The organism is Thermoplasmata archaeon (assembly GCA_035622275.1).
Taxonomy (GTDB): domain Archaea; phylum Thermoplasmatota; class Thermoplasmata; order Lutacidiplasmatales; family UBA184; genus Lutacidiplasma.
Genome location: DASPVQ010000020.1, coordinates 110,517 through 127,496, shown reverse-complemented (window position 1 = coordinate 127,496; position 16,980 = coordinate 110,517). Strand labels below are relative to the sequence as shown.

At 71.8% G+C, this 16,980-nt stretch carries 17 protein-coding genes; 11 read left to right on the top strand and 6 right to left on the bottom strand.

The genetic code is table 11. The features are described 5' to 3' along the window. Positions 1–4: 4 nt before the first annotated feature. Genes truD through infB form a run of 6 tightly spaced genes read left to right on the top strand, consistent with a single transcriptional unit; the run spans position 5 to position 7,056 of the window. Complete coding sequence (gene truD, locus VEL82_06030; GenBank protein ID HXW67415.1) at positions 5–1,357, top strand: tRNA pseudouridine(13) synthase TruD; 1,353 nt, start codon at positions 5–7, stop codon at positions 1,355–1,357. A 48-nt stretch (positions 1,358–1,405) separates the two neighbouring features. Further along, a complete protein-coding gene (locus VEL82_06025) occupies positions 1,406–2,323 on the top strand; it encodes a hypothetical protein (GenBank protein HXW67414.1) in 918 nt (305 codons plus the stop codon). Beyond that, complete coding sequence (locus VEL82_06020) at positions 2,310–3,035, top strand: ATPase domain-containing protein (protein ID HXW67413.1); 726 nt, start codon at positions 2,310–2,312, stop codon at positions 3,033–3,035. The genes VEL82_06025 and VEL82_06020 overlap by 14 nt, the downstream gene beginning before the upstream one ends. A 54-nt stretch (positions 3,036–3,089) precedes the next feature. Further along, positions 3,090–4,220, top strand: a complete 1,131-nt coding sequence (locus VEL82_06015; protein ID HXW67412.1) for a DNA polymerase IV — start codon at positions 3,090–3,092, stop codon at positions 4,218–4,220. A 25-nt stretch (positions 4,221–4,245) separates the two neighbouring features. After that, the gene (locus tag VEL82_06010; GenBank protein ID HXW67411.1) at positions 4,246–5,271 is read left to right on the top strand and encodes a DUF4931 domain-containing protein; all 1,026 of its coding nucleotides are present in this window, start codon (positions 4,246–4,248) and stop codon (positions 5,269–5,271) included. Positions 5,272–5,295: 24 nt separating this feature from the next. Beyond that, positions 5,296–7,056: a translation initiation factor IF-2 gene (infB, locus tag VEL82_06005; protein HXW67410.1), complete on the top strand. Its 1,761-nt coding sequence runs from the start codon at positions 5,296–5,298 to the stop codon at positions 7,054–7,056. Positions 7,057–7,069: 13 nt separating this feature from the next. Here infB and VEL82_06000 read toward each other — a convergent pair whose 3' ends face one another. After that, on the bottom strand, positions 7,070–7,726 hold the full coding sequence (locus VEL82_06000; GenBank protein ID HXW67409.1) for a hypothetical protein: 657 nt from the start codon (positions 7,724–7,726) through the stop codon (positions 7,070–7,072). A gap of 194 nt (positions 7,727–7,920) precedes the next feature. On the opposite strand from VEL82_06000, the gene VEL82_05995 reads away from it, so the two are divergent. Continuing rightward, a complete protein-coding gene (locus VEL82_05995) occupies positions 7,921–8,835 on the top strand; it encodes a transcription initiation factor IIB family protein (protein HXW67408.1) in 915 nt (304 codons plus the stop codon). Here VEL82_05995 and VEL82_05990 read toward each other — a convergent pair. Continuing rightward, positions 8,825–9,049 carry a transcriptional regulator gene (locus tag VEL82_05990; GenBank protein ID HXW67407.1) on the bottom strand — a complete coding sequence of 75 codons (225 nt, stop codon included), beginning with the start codon at positions 9,047–9,049 and terminating at the stop codon, positions 8,825–8,827. The two genes, VEL82_05995 and VEL82_05990, sit on opposite strands and share 11 nt — an antisense overlap. Before the next feature lie 201 nt (positions 9,050–9,250). Here VEL82_05990 and VEL82_05985 point away from each other — a divergent pair, with 201 nt between their 5' ends. Beyond that, complete coding sequence (locus VEL82_05985; GenBank protein HXW67406.1) at positions 9,251–10,387, top strand: acetoin utilization protein AcuC; 1,137 nt, start codon at positions 9,251–9,253, stop codon at positions 10,385–10,387. Positions 10,388–10,401: 14 nt separating this feature from the next. Here the strand turns inward: VEL82_05985 and VEL82_05980 are convergent, their stop codons facing one another. Next, positions 10,402–11,544 carry a YkgJ family cysteine cluster protein gene (locus VEL82_05980; protein ID HXW67405.1) on the bottom strand — a complete coding sequence of 381 codons (1,143 nt, stop codon included), beginning with the start codon at positions 11,542–11,544 and terminating at the stop codon, positions 10,402–10,404. On the opposite strand from VEL82_05980, the gene VEL82_05975 reads away from it, so the two are divergent. Next, positions 11,519–11,956 (top strand): CBS domain-containing protein, encoded by a 438-nt coding sequence (locus VEL82_05975; GenBank protein HXW67404.1) that lies wholly within the window; start codon positions 11,519–11,521, stop codon positions 11,954–11,956. The two genes, VEL82_05980 and VEL82_05975, sit on opposite strands and share 26 nt — an antisense overlap. A gap of 76 nt (positions 11,957–12,032) precedes the next feature. Continuing rightward, complete coding sequence (locus VEL82_05970) at positions 12,033–13,484, top strand: MFS transporter (GenBank protein HXW67403.1); 1,452 nt, start codon at positions 12,033–12,035, stop codon at positions 13,482–13,484. A gap of 10 nt (positions 13,485–13,494) precedes the next feature. Here VEL82_05970 and VEL82_05965 read toward each other — a convergent pair whose 3' ends face one another. Both VEL82_05965 and VEL82_05960 read right to left on the bottom strand, forming a co-directional pair. Further along, a complete protein-coding gene (locus VEL82_05965) occupies positions 13,495–14,322 on the bottom strand; it encodes an ABC transporter permease (GenBank protein ID HXW67402.1) in 828 nt (275 codons plus the stop codon). Further along, the gene (locus tag VEL82_05960; protein HXW67401.1) at positions 14,322–15,338 is read right to left on the bottom strand and encodes an ATP-binding cassette domain-containing protein; all 1,017 of its coding nucleotides are present in this window, start codon (positions 15,336–15,338) and stop codon (positions 14,322–14,324) included. Before VEL82_05960 ends, VEL82_05965 begins: the two co-directional genes overlap by 1 nt. A gap of 134 nt (positions 15,339–15,472) precedes the next feature. Here VEL82_05960 and VEL82_05955 point away from each other — a divergent pair, with 134 nt between their 5' ends. After that, positions 15,473–16,117, top strand: a complete 645-nt coding sequence (locus VEL82_05955) for an NAD(P)-binding domain-containing protein (GenBank protein ID HXW67400.1) — start codon at positions 15,473–15,475, stop codon at positions 16,115–16,117. Here VEL82_05955 and VEL82_05950 read toward each other — a convergent pair. Next, positions 16,114–16,947, bottom strand: coding sequence for a class I SAM-dependent methyltransferase (locus VEL82_05950; protein HXW67399.1), 834 nt, complete (start codon positions 16,945–16,947; stop codon positions 16,114–16,116). The two genes, VEL82_05955 and VEL82_05950, sit on opposite strands and share 4 nt — an antisense overlap. Positions 16,948–16,980 lie beyond the last annotated feature (33 nt).

Here is a 16,980-nt window from a genome sequence, read left to right as displayed (position 1 = left end):
ATTAATGTCGGCCGCGCTCGCGCGCGCTGTGGCGGAGGGCGCCTGGCGGCCCCCCGAGCGGGAAGAACGGCTCGGTCTCGGCTTCTACGCTACCGACACTCCCGGCGTCGTCGGGGCGCTGAAGGCGTCGGCCGAGGCGTTCCGGGTCACGGAGATCTCGAGCCATCCGCTGCCGGACCCCGAGGGCAGCTACGTCGTCCTCACGCTCGCCAGCCGGGACTGGGAGCAACACGAGCTCGCGGAGGCGGTGGCCCGCCGCCTCCACCTCGCGCCGGGCTCGGTCCACTGGTCCGGCACGAAGGACCGGCGCGCGGTCTCCCAGCGGCTGTTCTCCTATCGAGGCCCACCCCCCGAGACCGATTTCGGGCTGCGCGATGTCGAGCTCCGGGGCTGGTACCGGGCACGCGACGGCCTCGTGCTCGGGCACCACTACGGGAACGCGTTCGACATCGTCGTCTCCGAGCTCGCTCGGGGGACCGAGGCGGCCCTCGAGTCGTTTCGGCGCACCGAACGGAGCCTGCGGGAGGGCCCGGGATTCCCGAACTTTTTCGGGCCCCAGCGCTTTGGAGAGGTGCGGCCGGTCACCCACGAGGTCGGGCGCTGGATCGTTCGGGGAGATCTGGCGCGCGCGGTCGACGTCTATCTGGCGGAGCGCCCGGTGGAGGGCGAGCCCGGCCCGGGCGACGCGGCCCGCGTGGCGTTCGCCGAGCACCACGATCCGGCCCGTGCGCTCCGAGAGTTCCCGGCGACCTACCGGTTCGAGCATCGCCTGCTCGAGCACCTCGCGCGGGGGCATTCCCCCGAGCGCGCCCTGCGCGCGCTCTCGCGGGATCTGCGGACGCTCTTCGTGCATGCCTATCAGTCGTGGATCTTCAATCGGTGGCTCTCTGACCGCCGGGCCGGCGGCCTGCCGCTCGACGGACCCGTCGAGGGCGACCGGATCCTCCGGATCGGCCGCGATGGCACGATCCGGGGAAACGATTCCGTGCCCGTCGAGGCGGATAACCGGGCCGAGTGCGCCGAACTCGTCCGCCGGGGGGGCGCGCGGGTCGGTGGCCCGATCGTCGGCTTCGACTCGCCGCCATCCGTGGGGGAGGCGGGTCGCCTGCTCGAACGGATCCTCGCGGAGGAGGGGATCGAGCGCGCGCAGTTCGCGGTCCGGGCGGCGCCCGAGCTCGCCAGTCGGGGGACGTACCGACCGATCGTCGTGCCGGCGCCGCCGATGGGACTCGCGGGAGAGGAGGGGGCGGTGCGGTTCCGCTTCGCCCTGCCGAAGGGCGCCTACGCGACCGTGCTGCTGCGCGAGTACCTCAAGGACGGGGCGCGCCGGACGTCGTCGGCCGCGGGTGCAGGATAGCCTACTAATACTCAACCGCGGGCTCGAGCCGCGTCGATCCCGGCCTCCATGGCGACCGATTCTCCTCGACCGTTCGTGATCCCGGTGCGCTCCTCGCGCCCGTTCCGTCCTCCCGAGCTGAGCGGGGGCGTCGCGCGCGTGCCGACCGGGGTGCCCGACTTCGACTACCTGACCGGCGGGCTGCCCGCCGGGTCGGTCGTCCTCCTGTTCGGAACCGCCGGCGCGGGCCACCAGGAGTTCGCGCTCACCTCGGCCGTCCACCTCATGCTGCGCTGGGACGACCCGCGGCTCCACCGCTTCTTCCTCGGCCAGGCGAAGGGCCCGTTCTCCTACCCCCAGTCGGTGATCTATCTCAGCACGAGCCGATCGCGCGAGCAGATGATCGGCGAGATGCGGGGCGCCTTCGACGGCGTCTACTCTACCGTGCTCGACCGTCACCTCATCTTCGGCGACCTCTCGAGCGCCTACTTTGCCGACACGGTCGTGCCGGCCTCGTGGTCGAGCGTGCCCCGGCCGCTGCTCGCCGCCACGACCGCGCCCGCGCCCCCCACCGAGGGACCGCTGCGGGCGCTCGCCGACGCGATCGACGGCATCGAGGGGAACCAGCTCGTCATCCTCGACTCCCTCACCGACCTGTTGGTCCGGCGCGGGGTCGAGTCATCGGACGTGCTCGCGCTCCTCAAGGGGCTGCGGCGGAGGGCCAAGGAGTGGGGCGGCCTCGTCTACGTGGTGCTGTCCGAGGGGGTGGCCCCGGCACCGGTCGAACAGGCGGTGCTCGACTCGGTCGACGGCGTGCTGCACTTCAGCTGGCTCGCCAGCGCGACCTCGAGCCACCGGCAGCGCGCGATGCTGATCGAGAAGTTCATGCCGGTGCTCGCCCGCCTGCCGGTCGAGCACCAGGGCCGGTTCGTGATCCAGGTGAACTCGAAGAGCGGGTTGGTGACGACGCAGTATGAGCGGGTCTGAGTCGGCGCGTCCGCGGGTGCCGACCGGCATCGGCGGGCTGGACGAGATGCTCGGCGGAGGGTTCCCCAAGGGCCACGTGGTGCTGGTCACCGGACTCCCCGGCACGGGCAAGACCTGCTTTGGCCTGCAGTTCCTCCTGGCCGGCGCGCGGGCCGGGGAGAAGGGCGTCTTTCTCTCCCTCGAAGAGGATATCCCGCAGCTGCTCGAAACCGCACGGCAGTTCCGCTGGCCGGTGGACGCCGCGGTCGACGCGGGGACCCTCAAGGTCGTCCGGCTCGACCCGCGCGAGACGCGCCAGAGCCTCCACCGCGTGCAGGGGGAGCTCGGCGAGGAGCTCGCGAAGCTCGGCGCGCAACGGCTGGTCGTCGACTCGGTCTCGCTGCTCAACATGCTGAGCGACGACGAGCCGAACCGACGCGCGACGCTCTTCGCGCTCGCCGGTGCCTGCCGCAAGGCCGGTGCGACCGCGGTCCTCACGGCGGAGGCGGACCCGCGTCACCCCGAGGTGAGCCGGGACGGGCTCAGTGAGTACGTCTCGGACGGCGTCCTCGTCCTCGGCTACAGCAGCGGCGCCGACGGCCACCGCATCGGCCTGTCGCTGCGGATCCTCAAGATGCGCCGGACGGCGCATGCGCGCACGGTGCAGCCCTACGCGATCGGCCCGGGGGGGATCGCCGTTGACGCGAAGGCGGTCGACTTCGGCGCCCCGTAGCCCGGGGGGGCGCAAGCGGCAAGCCCTCATCGGCCTCTCGGGCCGCGCCGTGCCATGCACTGGACACTGTACGTCGACCTCGATGCCTACTACGTCGCCTGCGAGAGCCGGGACCGGCCCGAGCTCCTCGGTCAACCGGTGATCGTCGGGCCGTCCCCGGCCGCCGCGCCGACGCGGGGGGTCGTCCTCTCGGCGAGCTACGAAGCGCGGGCCTTCGGCGTCCACAGCGCCCAGCCCGTGGCGCAAGCGGCCCGGCTCTGCCCGAACGCGATCTGGGTACCGGCCGACTTCGCCAAGTACGGCCGCGTCGCCGAGGAGGTCCGGACGCTCCTCCGACGCTTCTCGCCCGAGGTGCTGCCGCTGAGCATCGACGAGGCGGCCGTCCGCCTCGACGTGGCAGATGCCGAGACGGCCCGCTGCCTCGCGCTGACGATCCAGCGGGCCCTCGCCGACGAGCTCCACCTGCCAGCCTCGATCGGCGTCGCGACGAGCCGTGTGGTCGCCAAGATCGCCAGCGATCGCGCGAAACCGGGCGGGATCCAGGTGGTGCGGGCGGGCGAGGAGGCGCGCTACCTCGCCCCGCTGCCGGTCCGCGCTATCCCCGGCGTCGGGCCGAAGACCGAGGCCCGCCTGCGAGCGGCCGGAGTGACGACGATCGGCGAGCTAGCGTCCCGGCGCCCCTCCGAGCTGCGATCGAGCGCCGGCGGCTTCGCACGCGACCTCGTATTGCTCGCCCGGGGCGAGGCGACCGATCCCACGGAGGTGGATTCCGGGCCGCGGTCGCGCTCCACCGACCGCACGTTCGCTCGGGACGCCACGACCTGGAGCGAGCTCGCCGACGCCCTGCGGCCGCTCGCGGTCGACCTCGCATCAAGCCTCGAGAGCGAAGGGCTTCGCTACGCGACGGTCGGGGTCGCGTTCCGCTGGGCGGATTTCCAGCGATCCCAGCGCAGCCGGTCCCTCGGCGCCGCCCACGAGGGTCCCGAGCCGCTCGTCGCGGCATCGCTGCGCCTCGGACGGGAGCTGTGGGCGTCGGAGCAGGCCCGGAGGGGCCGCTCGGTCCGCACCGTCTCGGTGCGAACCGAGCACCTGTCGGAGCGAACGCAGCGCCAAGCGTCGCTCGACCACTTCGCGCCCGCGAACGAACGGTCGCCCGGGGCCGATCCCGGGGCGCGGGCTCAATAGACCCGGCCTCCTCCGCTCGACCGCGATGTCGGAGCTGCGACGGGACCCGTTCACGGGTCGCTGGACGATCATCGCCGAGGGCCGTGGCGCCCGACCCAACGAGCACTCGGCCCCGGCCCCCGTCCAGATCGACGATCTGGACTGCCCGTTCTGTGAGGGGCACGAGGCCCGGACTCCGCCCGAGCTCGCTGCCCTGCGACCGACAGGCTCCCGGCCCGACGGGCCCGGCTGGTCCATCCGAGTGATCCCGAACAAGTTTCCGACGGTCGACCTGAGCCCCGCGCGCCCTCTGAGCCGGGCGCCGTTTCAGCGGGCTGCCGCTCGCGGGGTCCACGAAGTGGTGATCGAGAGCCCCCGCCACGCGCCGGGGATGCCGTACCTGGATGCCGCGGCGCGTCGGTCGCTCTTCCGGATGTACCGCGAGCGCCTGCGCCTGCTCGAGTCGCGCTCGGACATCGCCGGCGCGGTCCTGTTCGAGAACTGGGGGCCGGAGTCCGGCGGGACGCTCTGGCACCCGCACGCCCAGCTGGTGGCGACCGAGCAGCGCCCGCGGCGGCTCGAGGAGGAGGCGGCCCGGTTCGGCCCGGGCTCCTCGGGAGGCGGGGACGACTGCCCCCTGGAGGCGACCACGCGCGCGGAGCGGACCGAGGCTCGCCGCGTGATCGTCGAAGACGAGCACTTCACCACGGTCGCTCCCTTCGGCTCGGAGCACCCCTACGAGATGCGCATCGTCCCGCGGGTCCACCGGCCGTCGTTGGCCCAGGCGACCGAGGCGGAGGTCGACGCGCTCGCCGAGCGGTTGCCCGCGCTCCTGCGCGCGCTCGACGCGGTCGTGCCGGGAGCCTCGTTCAACTGGTGCGCGCACGGCCTGCCCGAGCGCCTCGGCGCGCCGTTCCACTGGCACATCGAGGTGGTCCCCCGGCTGGTCCGGCCGGACGGCTTCGAGCTCGCCGGGGAGCTGCCGGTGAACCCGGTCTCCCCCGAGACGGCGGCAGAACGGCTCGCCGCGAGCCTGGCGTCGACCGCCGGATCGGGCGCGCACAAATCCTAAACGCTCGCCGCCGGTCGTGCGAGCGTGTCGGAGCTGCGCGAGCCGATCGTCTCACTGCTGGGGCACGTCGACCACGGCAAGACGACCCTGCTCGACCGGATCGCCGGGAGCGTGCGCGCCTCGAAGGAGGCCGGCGGGATCACCCAGCACATCGGTGCGATCGAGGTCCCGGGGGCGACGGTGCGCCGCCTCTGCGAGGGGATCCTGCGTACCGAGCAGCTGTCGGTCCCCGGCCTACTGTTCGTCGACACGCCGGGCCACCGCTCGTTCGAGACCCTGCGTCGCCGCGGCGGCGCGCTCGCCGACCTCGCGATCCTGGTGATCGATGTGCGCGAAGGCGTGATGCCCCAGACCCGCGAGTCGATCCAGATCCTGCGCCACGAGAAGACGCCGTTCGCGATCGCGCTGACCAAGATCGACCTGCTCAGCGGTTGGCGCAAGCCGGCGGGGCCGGTGCACCTCACCGAGCAGATCGCGAAGTCGCCGGAGTTCTCGAAGACGCTCGACCAGCGGCTCTACGCGATCGCCGAGCAGCTCGACCAGCTCGGCTTCTCGGGCGAGCGGTACGATCGGGTGAGCGACTTCACGCGCAACGTGGGGCTCGTGCCGGTCTCGGCCAAGACCGGCGTCGGCGTCCCGGAGCTGATCGCGCTCCTCGTGGGTCTCTCCCAGCGGTTCCTGAAGGAAGAGCTCGCGCTCGTCACGGGAGGCGGGGAGGCGACCATCCTGGAGCGGAGCGACCAGAAGGGCGTCGGCCCCGTCGGCAACGTGATCGTCTACAAGGGGCGCCTCGCGGTCGGCGACGAGATCGTCGTCACCGGCCGCAGCGAGCCGTTCTCGACCCGGGTGCGGGGGATCTACCGGCCGGTGCCCCTCAAGCCGGGCACCGCCTCCAAGCAGGTGAAGTTGCGCTCGCTCGAGGAGGTCGTGGCCGCCGCCGGGGTCTACCTCGCCGCGCCGGGAGTCGAGGACGCGATGCCCGGTGGCCTATTGAAGGTCGTCCGCAGCGAGGAGGACGCCGCGGCGGCCCGCTCCGAGCTCGCGCAGGAGGCCCAGCCGGTGGCGGAGCTGGCGGAGAGCGGGGTCGCGCTCTGCGCGGACGCGCTCGGCGGACTCGAGGCCCTCGCCTTCGAGTGCCGGGAGAACAAGATCCCGGTCCACGAGGCGTCGGTGGGTCCGGTGTCGCGCCCCACGATCATGCGCGTCGCGGACGTCAAGGACCCGTCGCATCGGGCGGTCCTCGCCTTCAACGTCGCGGTCCTTCCTGACGCCCAGCCGGAGGGAGAGGCCGGCGCGGTCCGCGTCTTCCGCAGCGACGTGATGTACCGCCTGATCGACGAGTACAGCCGCTGGCGCGACGAGCGGCTGCGGGAGCTCCGGGCACAGCGCCGGCTCGAGCTCGCGCATCCGGCGAAGATCGAGATCCTCGCCGGCTTCATCTTCCGGGCGTCGAAGCCGGCGATCGTCGGGATCCGCGTCGTCGGGGGCACGATCCGTCCGGGCGTGCGCCTCATGAAGCCGGACGGCACGGAGATCGGCGTCCTCAAGGCGCTGCAGAAGGACGGTGATTCGGTACCCCAGGCCGAGGAGAACGCCGAGCTGGCCGCGTCGATCGACGGCGCCGTGGTCGGCCGCAACGTGCGCGAGGGCGATCAGCTGCTGGTCTCGATACCGGAGTCGGTGGCCCGCGTGCTGCGGGGTCAGGAGCTCACGCCCCGCGAGTCGGAGATCCTCGAGGAGGTCGCGCGGATCCACCGCCCGGCCCACCCGTTCTGGGGTCAGTAGGACCGCTCGCGCCTCAGCGATCGATCTCCGGGGCGTCGTCCAGTTCCCCCGGACCCGCATCGAGATCGTCGTCCAGACCGTCGTCGAGGATGCCCGCGTCCGGCGGCGGGACGGGCGGACGGCCGCCACCGTAGACACCGCCGCGCAGGAAGAGCCCGAGGAACAGCGCGAGCGCGCCGATGCCGAGCAGGAACAGGGAGCCGAGGAGCAGGACGAGCAGGGTCCAGGCCGGACCGGACGAGCCGGTCGCCGGATAGGACTCCACCAGGGTGGCGTTGAAGATCGCGACGGTCGCGTTCGGGTTGTAGACCTTGAGGAGCCAGGGGTTGGTCACCGCCCCGGTGTAGGTCCACCCGCCGGTCGTGCTCCACCAGACGGCCTGCGCCGGTCCGCTCGGGCACAGCGTCGCGTTTCCGGGCGAGCAGGGCGCCCCGACGTAGATCGCGACCTGCAAGGACTGGTTCGCCGACCAGCTGAAGACGACGGAGGCTGAGGAGACGAGCGCGCTCGAGATCACCTGGACGCTCAGCTGGTGCGCCCCCAGATCCGGAACGCTGACGTGCTGGAGCGTGGATCCGGAGGGCCCCGGCGTGATGCTGAACGCCGCCACGAGGACCCCGATCCCCACGACCGTGATGGCAATGCCGGTGACGAGGAGCCAAGTACGCACGGAACCGCGGGAGACGGAAGTCGAGGAAAAGGCTTGGCTCGCTCAGGCGGCCCCGCGGACCCCGTTCCCCCACCGGGGCCGAGGAGGGGTCAGACGTATTAGGTGTGATGCATCCTAGAGTAACCGTGACAAGGTCTGTCACGCCCGCGGAAACGGCGGCCGGCGGCAGCCCGCCGGCGAGCCCGGCCTGCCCCATGTGCGGCAGCGCTCACCGGATCCAGGACCCCGTCCGGGCCGAGACCCACTGCGCGGAGTGCGGCCTGGTCTTCGACTCGAACGCGCTGGTGGCCACTGCCCCCCCCACCCCCGAGATCGGGGGCACGGAGGGGAGCGGACGCGGCATCGGTCCGTTCGTGGCCCCTGGGAACTCCAAGCGCGCGCTCGGCTCCACGCTGTCGATCGCACGGGACGGCCAGGGCCGTCGCCTCGACTGGCACCGACGCTACGAGTTCCAGCACCTCAAGCGCGTCATGCAGCGACAGACCGCCCGCACGCCGGACGGGCCCGCGGATCGCTCTCCCGCGCGCAACGAGATCGGGCTTGCGTCCGAACGGCTCGGGCTTCCGCCGGTCGTCCGAGCCGAAGCCGAGCAGATCTACCGCGAGTCCCGCCGCCAGGGCCTCTTCCGGGGCCGCAGTCTGCCCGCGAGCGTCGGCGCTGCGGTGTACACGGCGTGCCGCCGATTCTCCGTTCCCCGGACCCTCGGCGAGGTCGCGGAGGCGGTGAGCGCGAAGCGCTCGGAGGTCGGACGGACGTTCAAGGTCATCCAGCGGGGCATCGGCCTGATCGTCCCGTCGGTCGGAACGAAGGCGTTCCTGCAGCGCTATGCCGAGGAGCTCGCGCTCTCGCCGCGGGTCCGCTCGGCGGTCGAGTCGATGCTGGACGAGACCCGGGACGATCCCGAGCTCTCGGGCCTGTCGCCCCACGGGCTCGTCGCCGCGCTGATCTATCTGGCGGCCGACCAGAACACCGAGCACCGCTCCCGCGCCGAGGTCGCTCGTGTCAGCGCGGTGACCGAGGTCACCCTGCGTTCCACGAGCCGCCTGCTCGAAAAGGTCTGGGGCGCGCGCGGGACGGCGCGGCCGAACGACGACCCGGCTAGCGGGTGAGGTAGTAACCCGCTGCCTTCTCCCGGACCTTCCGCCGGGCGAAGCCCTTCCCCTGCAGCTCCTGGAGCGCGTTCAGGACCATGGTCTTGGGCAGGCGCACGCTCTGGGTGATCCGCTCGGCGGTGCCCATCTTCTCTTCCGAGATCGTCCCCATCTCCTTCATCGCCTTGTAGACCTTGACCGCGTTGGCGGAGACCTCGTCCTCGATCGCCATGCCGATGCCCGGCCCCCCGACCGCTCCCGCCAGTTAACGGTGGCGCCGGGGACGGCAGCGGACTATTATCCCGCCCGACGTTGTCGCGCCGGGAGGGACCGTCGCGCGCGGTCGGCGGACACGCGGCCGGTGCGCGGGCCTCGCGGACCGCGCGCGCGCGGCCCCTGATCGGGAGGCACGCTGACCGAACCGGCCCTGACGGTGGTCTGGGATCCCCGTTTCCGACACTACGACCTCGGCCCCGACCACCCGTTCAGCGAGCGCAGTCGCGCGCTCGCGGTCGACCTCCTCGAGACGACGCTCGCCGAGCGTGCCGCGCCGCCGGTCGATTGGATGCGGGCGGTCTCGCCCGCCTCGCGCGAGGTCCTCGAGCGGTTCCACGACGCCGCGTACCTCGATTTCGTGGAGCGAGCGAGCGGAGAGGAGACAACGGTCGCGCTCGATGCCGGCGACACGCCGTCGTTCCCGGGTTGCTACGAGGAGGCGGGTCGGATCGTCAGCGGCGCGGAACGGGCCCTCGACTGGGTGCTGCATCACGATCGCCCCGCGTTCCACCCGGCCGGCGGACTCCACCACGCGCATCCCGAGCGCGCGAGCGGATTCTGCATCTTCAACGACGTGGCCGTCGCGATCGCGACCGCCGTCGCCGCCGGTCGCCGGGTCGCCTACCTCGACATCGATGCCCATCACGGCGACGGCGTGATGTACGGCTTCTATGCCTCGGGTCGTGTCCTCGACATCGACTTCCACCAGGACGGCCGCACGCTGTTCCCCGGGACCGGCTTCCCCCGGGAGTCCGGGACCGGCGACGGCGCCGGCCTCAAGGCGAACCTCCCGCTCGCGCCGCTTTCGGGCGACGAGGCGCTCCTGCCGCTCTTCCACCGGGTGGTGCCCCCGCTCCTGCGATCGTTCCGTCCGGAGGTGATCGTGCTCCAGCACGGCGTGGACGGCCACCTCGGCGACGCGCTCGCTCACCTGCAGTACTCCCCGGACGCCTATGCCGAGATCGACGCCAGCACGATCGAGCTCGCGCGCGAGCTCTGCCAGGGCCGCCTCCTCGTCACCGGAGGCGGAGGCTATCGGCCGGACGCGGTGGCCCGGGTGCTCGCGCGGGCCGGGCTGTTGCTCGCGGACGCGAAGCCGCCCGCGGGCACCGATCCGGTGCCGCCGGCCTGGCGGGATCGGTACCGGGCCGAGATCGGGGCGTCGCCGCCTCGCACGTGGGCCGATCCGGAGGAGCCGTCGCCGTCGCGCTGGCGACCGGAGCACACCGTGAAGCTCGTAGCCGAGCTGGAGTCGTCGCTCGGCGTGCACTTCCCGCCGCCGGACGACCCGTAGGCGTGAGCCCCCCGCTAGAGCCGGTCGCCCCAGGTCGGCCGGTCGAGCAGCTCGAGGTCGCTCGCGCGGATGCCGTCGGCGATGTCGTCGGCCGTGAGCGGACCGGGGTCCCCCCGCCGCCCGCGCGCCCGCACGTCCGCCCGGGCGAGCACGAGCGCGCCGATCGCCCGAAGGTCTTCGGCCACCCATTCTTCGACGCTTCCGTCACCGGCCTGCGCGGCCGCGAGCAGTGCCGTCCCGAACAGCGCGTCCCGCTCGAGCCAGTAGCGGAGGTACGCCTCGAGGAGCTCCCGGCCCGTGGCGTGGAGCGGCGGCGGCCGATCCGGGGCCGGGATCACACCGAGCGAGCGCTCGATGCCGCCGGCCGCTCGCAGCTCCAGCAGCTCCCAACCGCCGAGCGCCGCGGCGATCGCGACCGGACCGGGCCGCCCGTCGAAGAAGAGGGGCAGTCCCTCGAGCCCTTCGTCGGCCGGAGGTGGCTCGGGGACCGGAAAGTTCCCTGCTTCCGGCCAGGGCAGCCGACCGCGCAGTCGCGCGCGCACCTCCTGTTCGTCCGTCCAACGGCCGTCGCGCACGAGGGTTCGGACGATCCGTCGATGGTCGCGCGCGCCGACGCGGAGCCGGTCGGGGCGGGCCCACGCCGCCCGGGCCCGGGCGGCCGCGAGCTCTTCCGCGAGCCCGACCGGCTCGTCGCGCGACTGCGACGTCCGATACGCCAGCAAGCCCGTGAGGTCCAGACCGGGACAGCCGAGGACCACCGTCGCTTGCAAGCGGAGCCCCACGTGCACGGTGATCGGGAACTCGCGGCACGCGCTCGGCCGTGCGGAATGAACCGCGCACCGGAGCTCCCGAAGGAACTGGCACGCACCGCCGAGCGGGCGCGCGGCGAGGAACCCATCCGCGGGGCTGCCCCGGAACTCGGCCTCCGGCGCGATCGCCAGGAGCTGAGGACGCTCCCGCGCTTCGATGCGAGGGCTCGCGTAACAGCAGAGACCGCAATCGGGCCGGCAGTCGAAGCGGAAGCCGCGCAGCAGCGCGGTATCGATCGGCAGCTCCGGTAGCTCGCGCGACGTAGGGCTCCTCGACCGCCGACGCGCCGACCGTATTAATGTCGGGGACCTCCCGCGTGCGATGGTGCAGGTCGCCAAGGACATCATGGACCCGTCGGTGCTCACGGTCGACGTCGACGCCGACGCGCTGGCGTGCGCGCGTTCGATGGTCGAGCGCCACAAGGGCTACGCCGTGCTCGTGCGCGCCGGCGCGATCGCCGGGATCGTCACCGAGTGGGACTTCCTCGCGAAGATCGTCGCCCCGGGGCTCGATGCCGCGCAGACGCCCGTCCGCGCGATCATGACCGCGTCGGTCGACTCCTGCGCACCGGAGACCCCCACCGACGAGGTGATCGCCACGATGGCCGAGCGCGGCATCCGCCGGATGGTCGTGCGGGCCGGGGACCGGGTGCTCGGGGTCATCACCTCGCGCAATGTCCTCCAGATGTTCCGCGAGTACGTGGACCGGCTCTCCAGCGAGATCGCGTCGTATCAGTCGCAGGCCTCTCCGCTCGGCTGAGCGAGATCAGGGTGTCGCGCTCGCCGTCGCCCGCACCGGCCCACCCCGGGCCGGCCCGCGGGCGCCGAGGTCCCCGATGAAGTACAAGTGGGTGGTCCTCTCCAACACGACGCTCGCCACGCTGATGGCGGCGATCGACACCAACATCGTGCTGATCTCGCTGCCCACGATCGGCCGGCAGTTGCCGGGCACCAGCGCGACGACGCTGCTGTGGATCCTGCTCGGCTACTCCCTGCTCACCGCGGTGGTCCTGCTCAACTTCGGTCGGCTCAGCGACATGTTCGGCCGGGTCCGACTCTACGTGCTCGGTTTCGCGATCTTCACGGCCGGCTCATTGGTCTGCGGCCTCTCCCAGACCGGCCTCGAGCTCGTCCTGTTCCGGCTCGTCCAGGCGATCGGCGCGGGCTTCCTGTTCTCGAACTCGGCGGCGATCATCACGGACGCCTTTCCGCCGAACGAGCGGGGCCGCGCGCTCGGCATCAACCAGATCTCGATCGTCGTCGGCGCGGTCGCCGGCCTGGTGCTCGGCGGGGTCATCACCTCCACCATCGGCTGGCGGTGGATCTTCTTCGTCAACGTCCCGATCGGACTGATCGCGACGCTGCGGGCCCGCGTCGACCTGAAGGAGCTCGCTCCCCGCGAGGCGACGCCCCGGATCGATTGGATCGGCAACATCGTCTTCGCCGGCGCGCTCACCCTCCTGCTGCTGGGGGTCACCCTCGGCGCGCTCGCGGATGTCTCGGCTCCCGTCGCGATCGCGCTCGTGGCGGTGGGGGTCGCGCTCCTTCCCGTGTTCGCCTGGGTCGAGTCCCGGGTCGCCTCCCCGATGCTGGACCTGAGCCTCTTCCGCAACCGTATCTTTGCGACGTCCTCGATCGCGACGCTGCTCAATTCTCTCGCGCGCGGCGCGTTCCTCTTCGTGCTCGTCTTCTACCTGCAGGGCCCGCCGCGCTACCTCGATCCGTTCACGGCGGGCCTCTTCCTGATCCCCGTCTCGGCCGCGCTGGCCACGTTCGGCCCCGTGAGCGGGTTCCTCTCCGACCGCTTCGGGCCGAAGTGGTTCCTGATCGCCGGGCTGCTCGTCTCGGCGGGCGGTTTCGTCTGGTTATCGACGATCGGCTCGAACGACTCGTTCGTGCAGCTCGCCGCCCCGCTCGTGCTCGTCGGCACGGGGATGGGACTGTTCGCCGCGCCGAACCGGGCGACGATGATGACCGCCGTCCCTCCGAGCCGCCGGGGCGTGGCCAGCGGCGTCGGCACGACCTTCCTCAACACCGGCGCGACGGTGAGCCTCGGACTCACCCTCCTGATCATGTCGACCGTCGTGCCGCGCAGCGCGCTCGAGGTGATCCTCACCGGCGGCACCGTGATGCACGGTCCGGTCACGGTCGCGAGCGGCTTCCTGCAGTCGATCCACCTGATCTTCCTGGTCTCCGCCGGGCTGATCCTGCTGTCGCTCGTCCCCCTCGCGCTGCAGCGGCCGCGCCGCCGCGCCCCGCCCGCGCCGATCGCCGACGCCGGGGATTGATCGCCGACGCTCAGGCCGTGGGGAGGAGCGTCCGGCGCGCGAGCAGCGTGGCGAGCAGGAAAATAACGACCGTCCAGGCCGCGAGCCCGGCGAGATAGACATACGGTGGGTAGGCGTAGTAGGCGGTCCCGAAGAAGTTCTCGCGCAGCACGTTGATCGCGAGGCTCACCGGGTTGTACGTCGCGACCGTCTGCAGCCAGGCGGGCATCGCGCCCCAGGGGTAGATCGCGTTCGAGGTGAACAGCACCGGCAGGTTGATCGCGTTCACGACCGCGAAGTACGACTGCGGTTGCTGGATGAGGAAGCCGAAGGCGACGAAGAGTCCGGCGAACATCGCGGAGACGAGCACGACCGCCACCACGATCTCGACGGCGCCGATCGCGGTCAGCGACTGGGTCACGTCGAGGCCGTTGAGGCTCGCGATGCCCGTGTGGCCCAGCAGGACGGCGAGCCCGAGGACGAAGAACGAGAGCAGCGTCGGCTGGACCGAGCCCGCCAGGACTCGAGAACCGAAGACGGCCCAGGAAGAGGCGGGCGACGCGGCGATCCGCTTGAAGATGCCGAAGAGCTTGTCGAAGATCACGTTCGCGCCGGTGAACAGCGTGCCGGTGAGTGCGACGAAGCCGGCCATGCCCACCGCGAACGACGAGAAGAAGTTCGGCGAGCTCAGGATGTAGCCCGGCGGCAGCGGATGCCCGCCGCCGGTGATGTTGGCGAACCCCTGGCCGAAGAGGGTCAGGTAGAGAATCGGGATCAGCAGGCTCGTGAAGAGCGCCGCCGGGTTGCGCGCGAGGCGCAGAAGCTCGCGCCGCGTCAGCGCGGTGATGGGGCGCGCCATCAGCGACCTCCCCGGCCCATGCCCTGACGCACCTGGCCGATCCGCACCGCCATGTCGGTCGCGGTCGGCCCCTCCTCCTCCCGGAACTCCCGGCCCGTGAACTCGAGGAACACCTCGTCCAGGCTCGGCCGCTTGAGCGAGACCCCGGTGACAGTCTCGCCGGCGCCGGCCGCGGCCTCCACGACCTGTGGGATCATCGCCTCGCCGTTGGCGCACTTGATGCGGTACGCCCCGTCCTGCGTTTGGACCGAGACCACGCCGGCGAGGCCCGAGAACAGGGCCGTGAGATTGTGGCCGGACTCCTTGAGGCGGATCGTGATGATGTCGCCGCCGAGCCGGTCCTTGAGCTCGGCCGGCGTGCCCGTGGCGACGATCTTGCCGTGGTCGATGATCGCGAGCCGGTCGCAGAGATTGTCCGCCTCGTCCAGGTAGTGCGTCGTGAGGAACACGGTGAGGCCGAGCTCCTTGCGGAGCTCCTGGATGTAGCGCCAGAAGCCGGCGCGGCCCTGCGGGTCGAGTCCGAGCGTGGGCTCGTCGAGGAAGAGGAGCCGCGGCGCGTGGACGATCCCCGCCGCGAGCTCTAAGCGTCGGCGCATGCCGCCCGAGAACGTCTTCACGGGGCGCTCGGCGGCGTCGGCGATCTGCATGCGCTCGAGCAGCGAGTCGATTCGCTGATTCGCTTCCGCGGTCGGGACCGCGTACAGCGCAGCCTGAAGCTCGAGGTTCTCGCGACCGGTCAGATCGCTGTCGGCGGTCGACTCCTGGAACACGAGCCCGATCCGGCGCTTCACCTCGGTCGAGTCCTTGGCGACATCGAGGCCGCCGACGCTCGCGCGGCCCTGGGTCGGGCGCAGGTTCGCGGTGAGCATCCCGACCGTGGTGGTCTTCCCGGCACCATTGGGCCCGAGGAAGCCGAACAGCTCGCCCTCGCGGACCCGGAAGCTCACGCCGTCCACGGCTCGGATCTTGCCGTTGTAGACCTTGACGAGCGCTTCGGCGATGATCGGATCGTCCATGCTGACCGGTCGGTCAAGGGTCGGACCAGATAAGGTTGGAACGCACCCGGAAGGCTCACCTCCGGTGGCCCCGAGACGCTCGGGGGCTTCCGGCGACCGCAATCCCTTTCCCCGCCGTTCGGCTCGACCGGGCGATGCGCGTCGGAATCCTCGGCAGCGGTGCGGTGGGACAGGCGCTCGGGCAAGCGTTCGCCCAGAAGGGTCACGACGTCGTCCTCGGAACGAAGAACCCGGGGAAGCCCGAGCTCGCCGCCTGGCAGCGTTCCGTCGGTCCGAACGCCGCGCTCGGGACGTTCCCCGAGGCCGCGGCGCACGGCGAGCTCGTCGTCCTGTGCTGCCTCGGATCGGCCGCGCTCACCGTGATCGACCTCGCGGGACCCGCTCGGTTCGAAGCCAAGATCCTGATCGACGTCACGAACCCGCTCGATTTCTCGAAGGGCAATCCTCCGGGCCTGTTCGTGGGGACGACCGACTCGCTGGGCGAGCAGGTGCAGCACAAGCTGCCCCGAGCTCGAGTCGTCAAGTGCTTCAACATCGTCCCGAACTCGGTCATGGCGAACCCGAGCGTCGGCGGGGAGATGCCGGACATGATGATCGCCGGCAACGATCCCACGGCGAAGTCGGAGGTGGTCTCGATCCTCCGGCAGTTCGGTTGGCCGGGCGCGATCGACGTCGGAGGAATCGAGGGAGCCCGATGGCTCGAGGCGCTCGTGCCGCTCTGGGTGCGCGTCGCGTCCAGCTTCGCCAACTTCCGCGTCGCCTTCAAGGTCCTTCGTTAGCGTGGCCTTCGCGCGCGGCGCGGACGCCGGCGGCCCGTGGGACCCGGGAGTCGGACGAGCTTCCAGATCGTCTCGATCGGCCAGCGCCGCGCCCAGCGCTGGCCGGCCCGAGAGACGTAGGTGCTCTGGCGGGCCCCGACCGCGGACGGTTCGACGAGCCGCTCGACCGATAGTCCGCTCGCCCGGAAGAGATCGATCCATTCCCCGTAGGTGAGCTGGAACTCCGTGGAGCCGGGGGTGCGCAGCGCGTGGATCCCGAAGTAGGGCCGGACGAGCCTCTGCGTCGGCCGCCCGCTGCGCGGGCTCTCGCAGACGGACCGCCAGGGGCTCGCGTGAGCAAAGACGAGGTGCCCGCCGGGACGAAGCACACGGGCGGCCTCGGGGATTGTCCGCCGCGGATCGGCGAACGTCGTCGCTCCGTAGTCCGAGAGCACGAGGTCGAACGAAGCGTCCGCGCACGGCAACCGCTCGGCCCGCGCGCGCACGAGCGCGACGGATCGCCCGGCGGACCGCACCCGGGCGCTCGCCTGCGAGAGCCGCACGGGGGAGAAGTCGACGCCGATCACCCGCGCGCCACGCCGGGCAAGCGCGATCGACCACCAGGCCGCGCCGCATCCGAGCTCGAGCACGTCGCGCCCTCGGACCGGGCCCACCATCCGCAGGGTGTGCTCGGGGATCCGGAACAGGCCCCAGGCCTCCCCGCCGTCGCGGCCCAGGGCGTGGGCGTGCCGCCGTTCGTAGCGTTCGGCCGTCCGCTCCCAGGACGCGAGGTTGGAGCGCGCCGAGTCGGCGCGAGCTGTGGGGCGGGGGCGATGTGAACGGACCGACATGCCCCCGCGGGCTCTCGCCGCGGCGCCTTTAGG

Excerpts from the sequence above, each read along its gene's own strand:
- truD (HXW67415.1), top strand. The coding sequence starts at position 5 with ATGTCGGCCGCGCTCGCGCGCGCTGTGGCGGAGGGCGCCTGGCGGCCC.
- VEL82_06025 (HXW67414.1), top strand. The coding sequence starts at position 1,406 with ATGGCGACCGATTCTCCTCGACCGTTCGTGATCCCGGTGCGCTCCTCG.
- VEL82_06020 (HXW67413.1), top strand. The coding sequence starts at position 2,310 with ATGAGCGGGTCTGAGTCGGCGCGTCCGCGGGTGCCGACCGGCATCGGC.
- VEL82_06015 (HXW67412.1), top strand. The coding sequence starts at position 3,090 with ATGCACTGGACACTGTACGTCGACCTCGATGCCTACTACGTCGCCTGC.
- VEL82_06010 (HXW67411.1), top strand. The coding sequence starts at position 4,246 with ATGTCGGAGCTGCGACGGGACCCGTTCACGGGTCGCTGGACGATCATC.
- VEL82_05995 (HXW67408.1), top strand. The coding sequence starts at position 7,921 with ATGTGCGGCAGCGCTCACCGGATCCAGGACCCCGTCCGGGCCGAGACC.
- VEL82_05990 (HXW67407.1), bottom strand. The coding sequence starts at position 9,049 with ATGGCGATCGAGGACGAGGTCTCCGCCAACGCGGTCAAGGTCTACAAG.
- VEL82_05975 (HXW67404.1), top strand. The coding sequence starts at position 11,519 with ATGGTGCAGGTCGCCAAGGACATCATGGACCCGTCGGTGCTCACGGTC.
- VEL82_05980 (HXW67405.1), bottom strand. The coding sequence starts at position 11,544 with ATGATGTCCTTGGCGACCTGCACCATCGCACGCGGGAGGTCCCCGACA.
- VEL82_05970 (HXW67403.1), top strand. The coding sequence starts at position 12,033 with ATGAAGTACAAGTGGGTGGTCCTCTCCAACACGACGCTCGCCACGCTG.
- VEL82_05965 (HXW67402.1), bottom strand. The coding sequence starts at position 14,322 with ATGGCGCGCCCCATCACCGCGCTGACGCGGCGCGAGCTTCTGCGCCTC.
- VEL82_05960 (HXW67401.1), bottom strand. The coding sequence starts at position 15,338 with ATGGACGATCCGATCATCGCCGAAGCGCTCGTCAAGGTCTACAACGGC.
- VEL82_05955 (HXW67400.1), top strand. The coding sequence starts at position 15,473 with ATGCGCGTCGGAATCCTCGGCAGCGGTGCGGTGGGACAGGCGCTCGGG.
- VEL82_05950 (HXW67399.1), bottom strand. The coding sequence starts at position 16,947 with ATGTCGGTCCGTTCACATCGCCCCCGCCCCACAGCTCGCGCCGACTCG.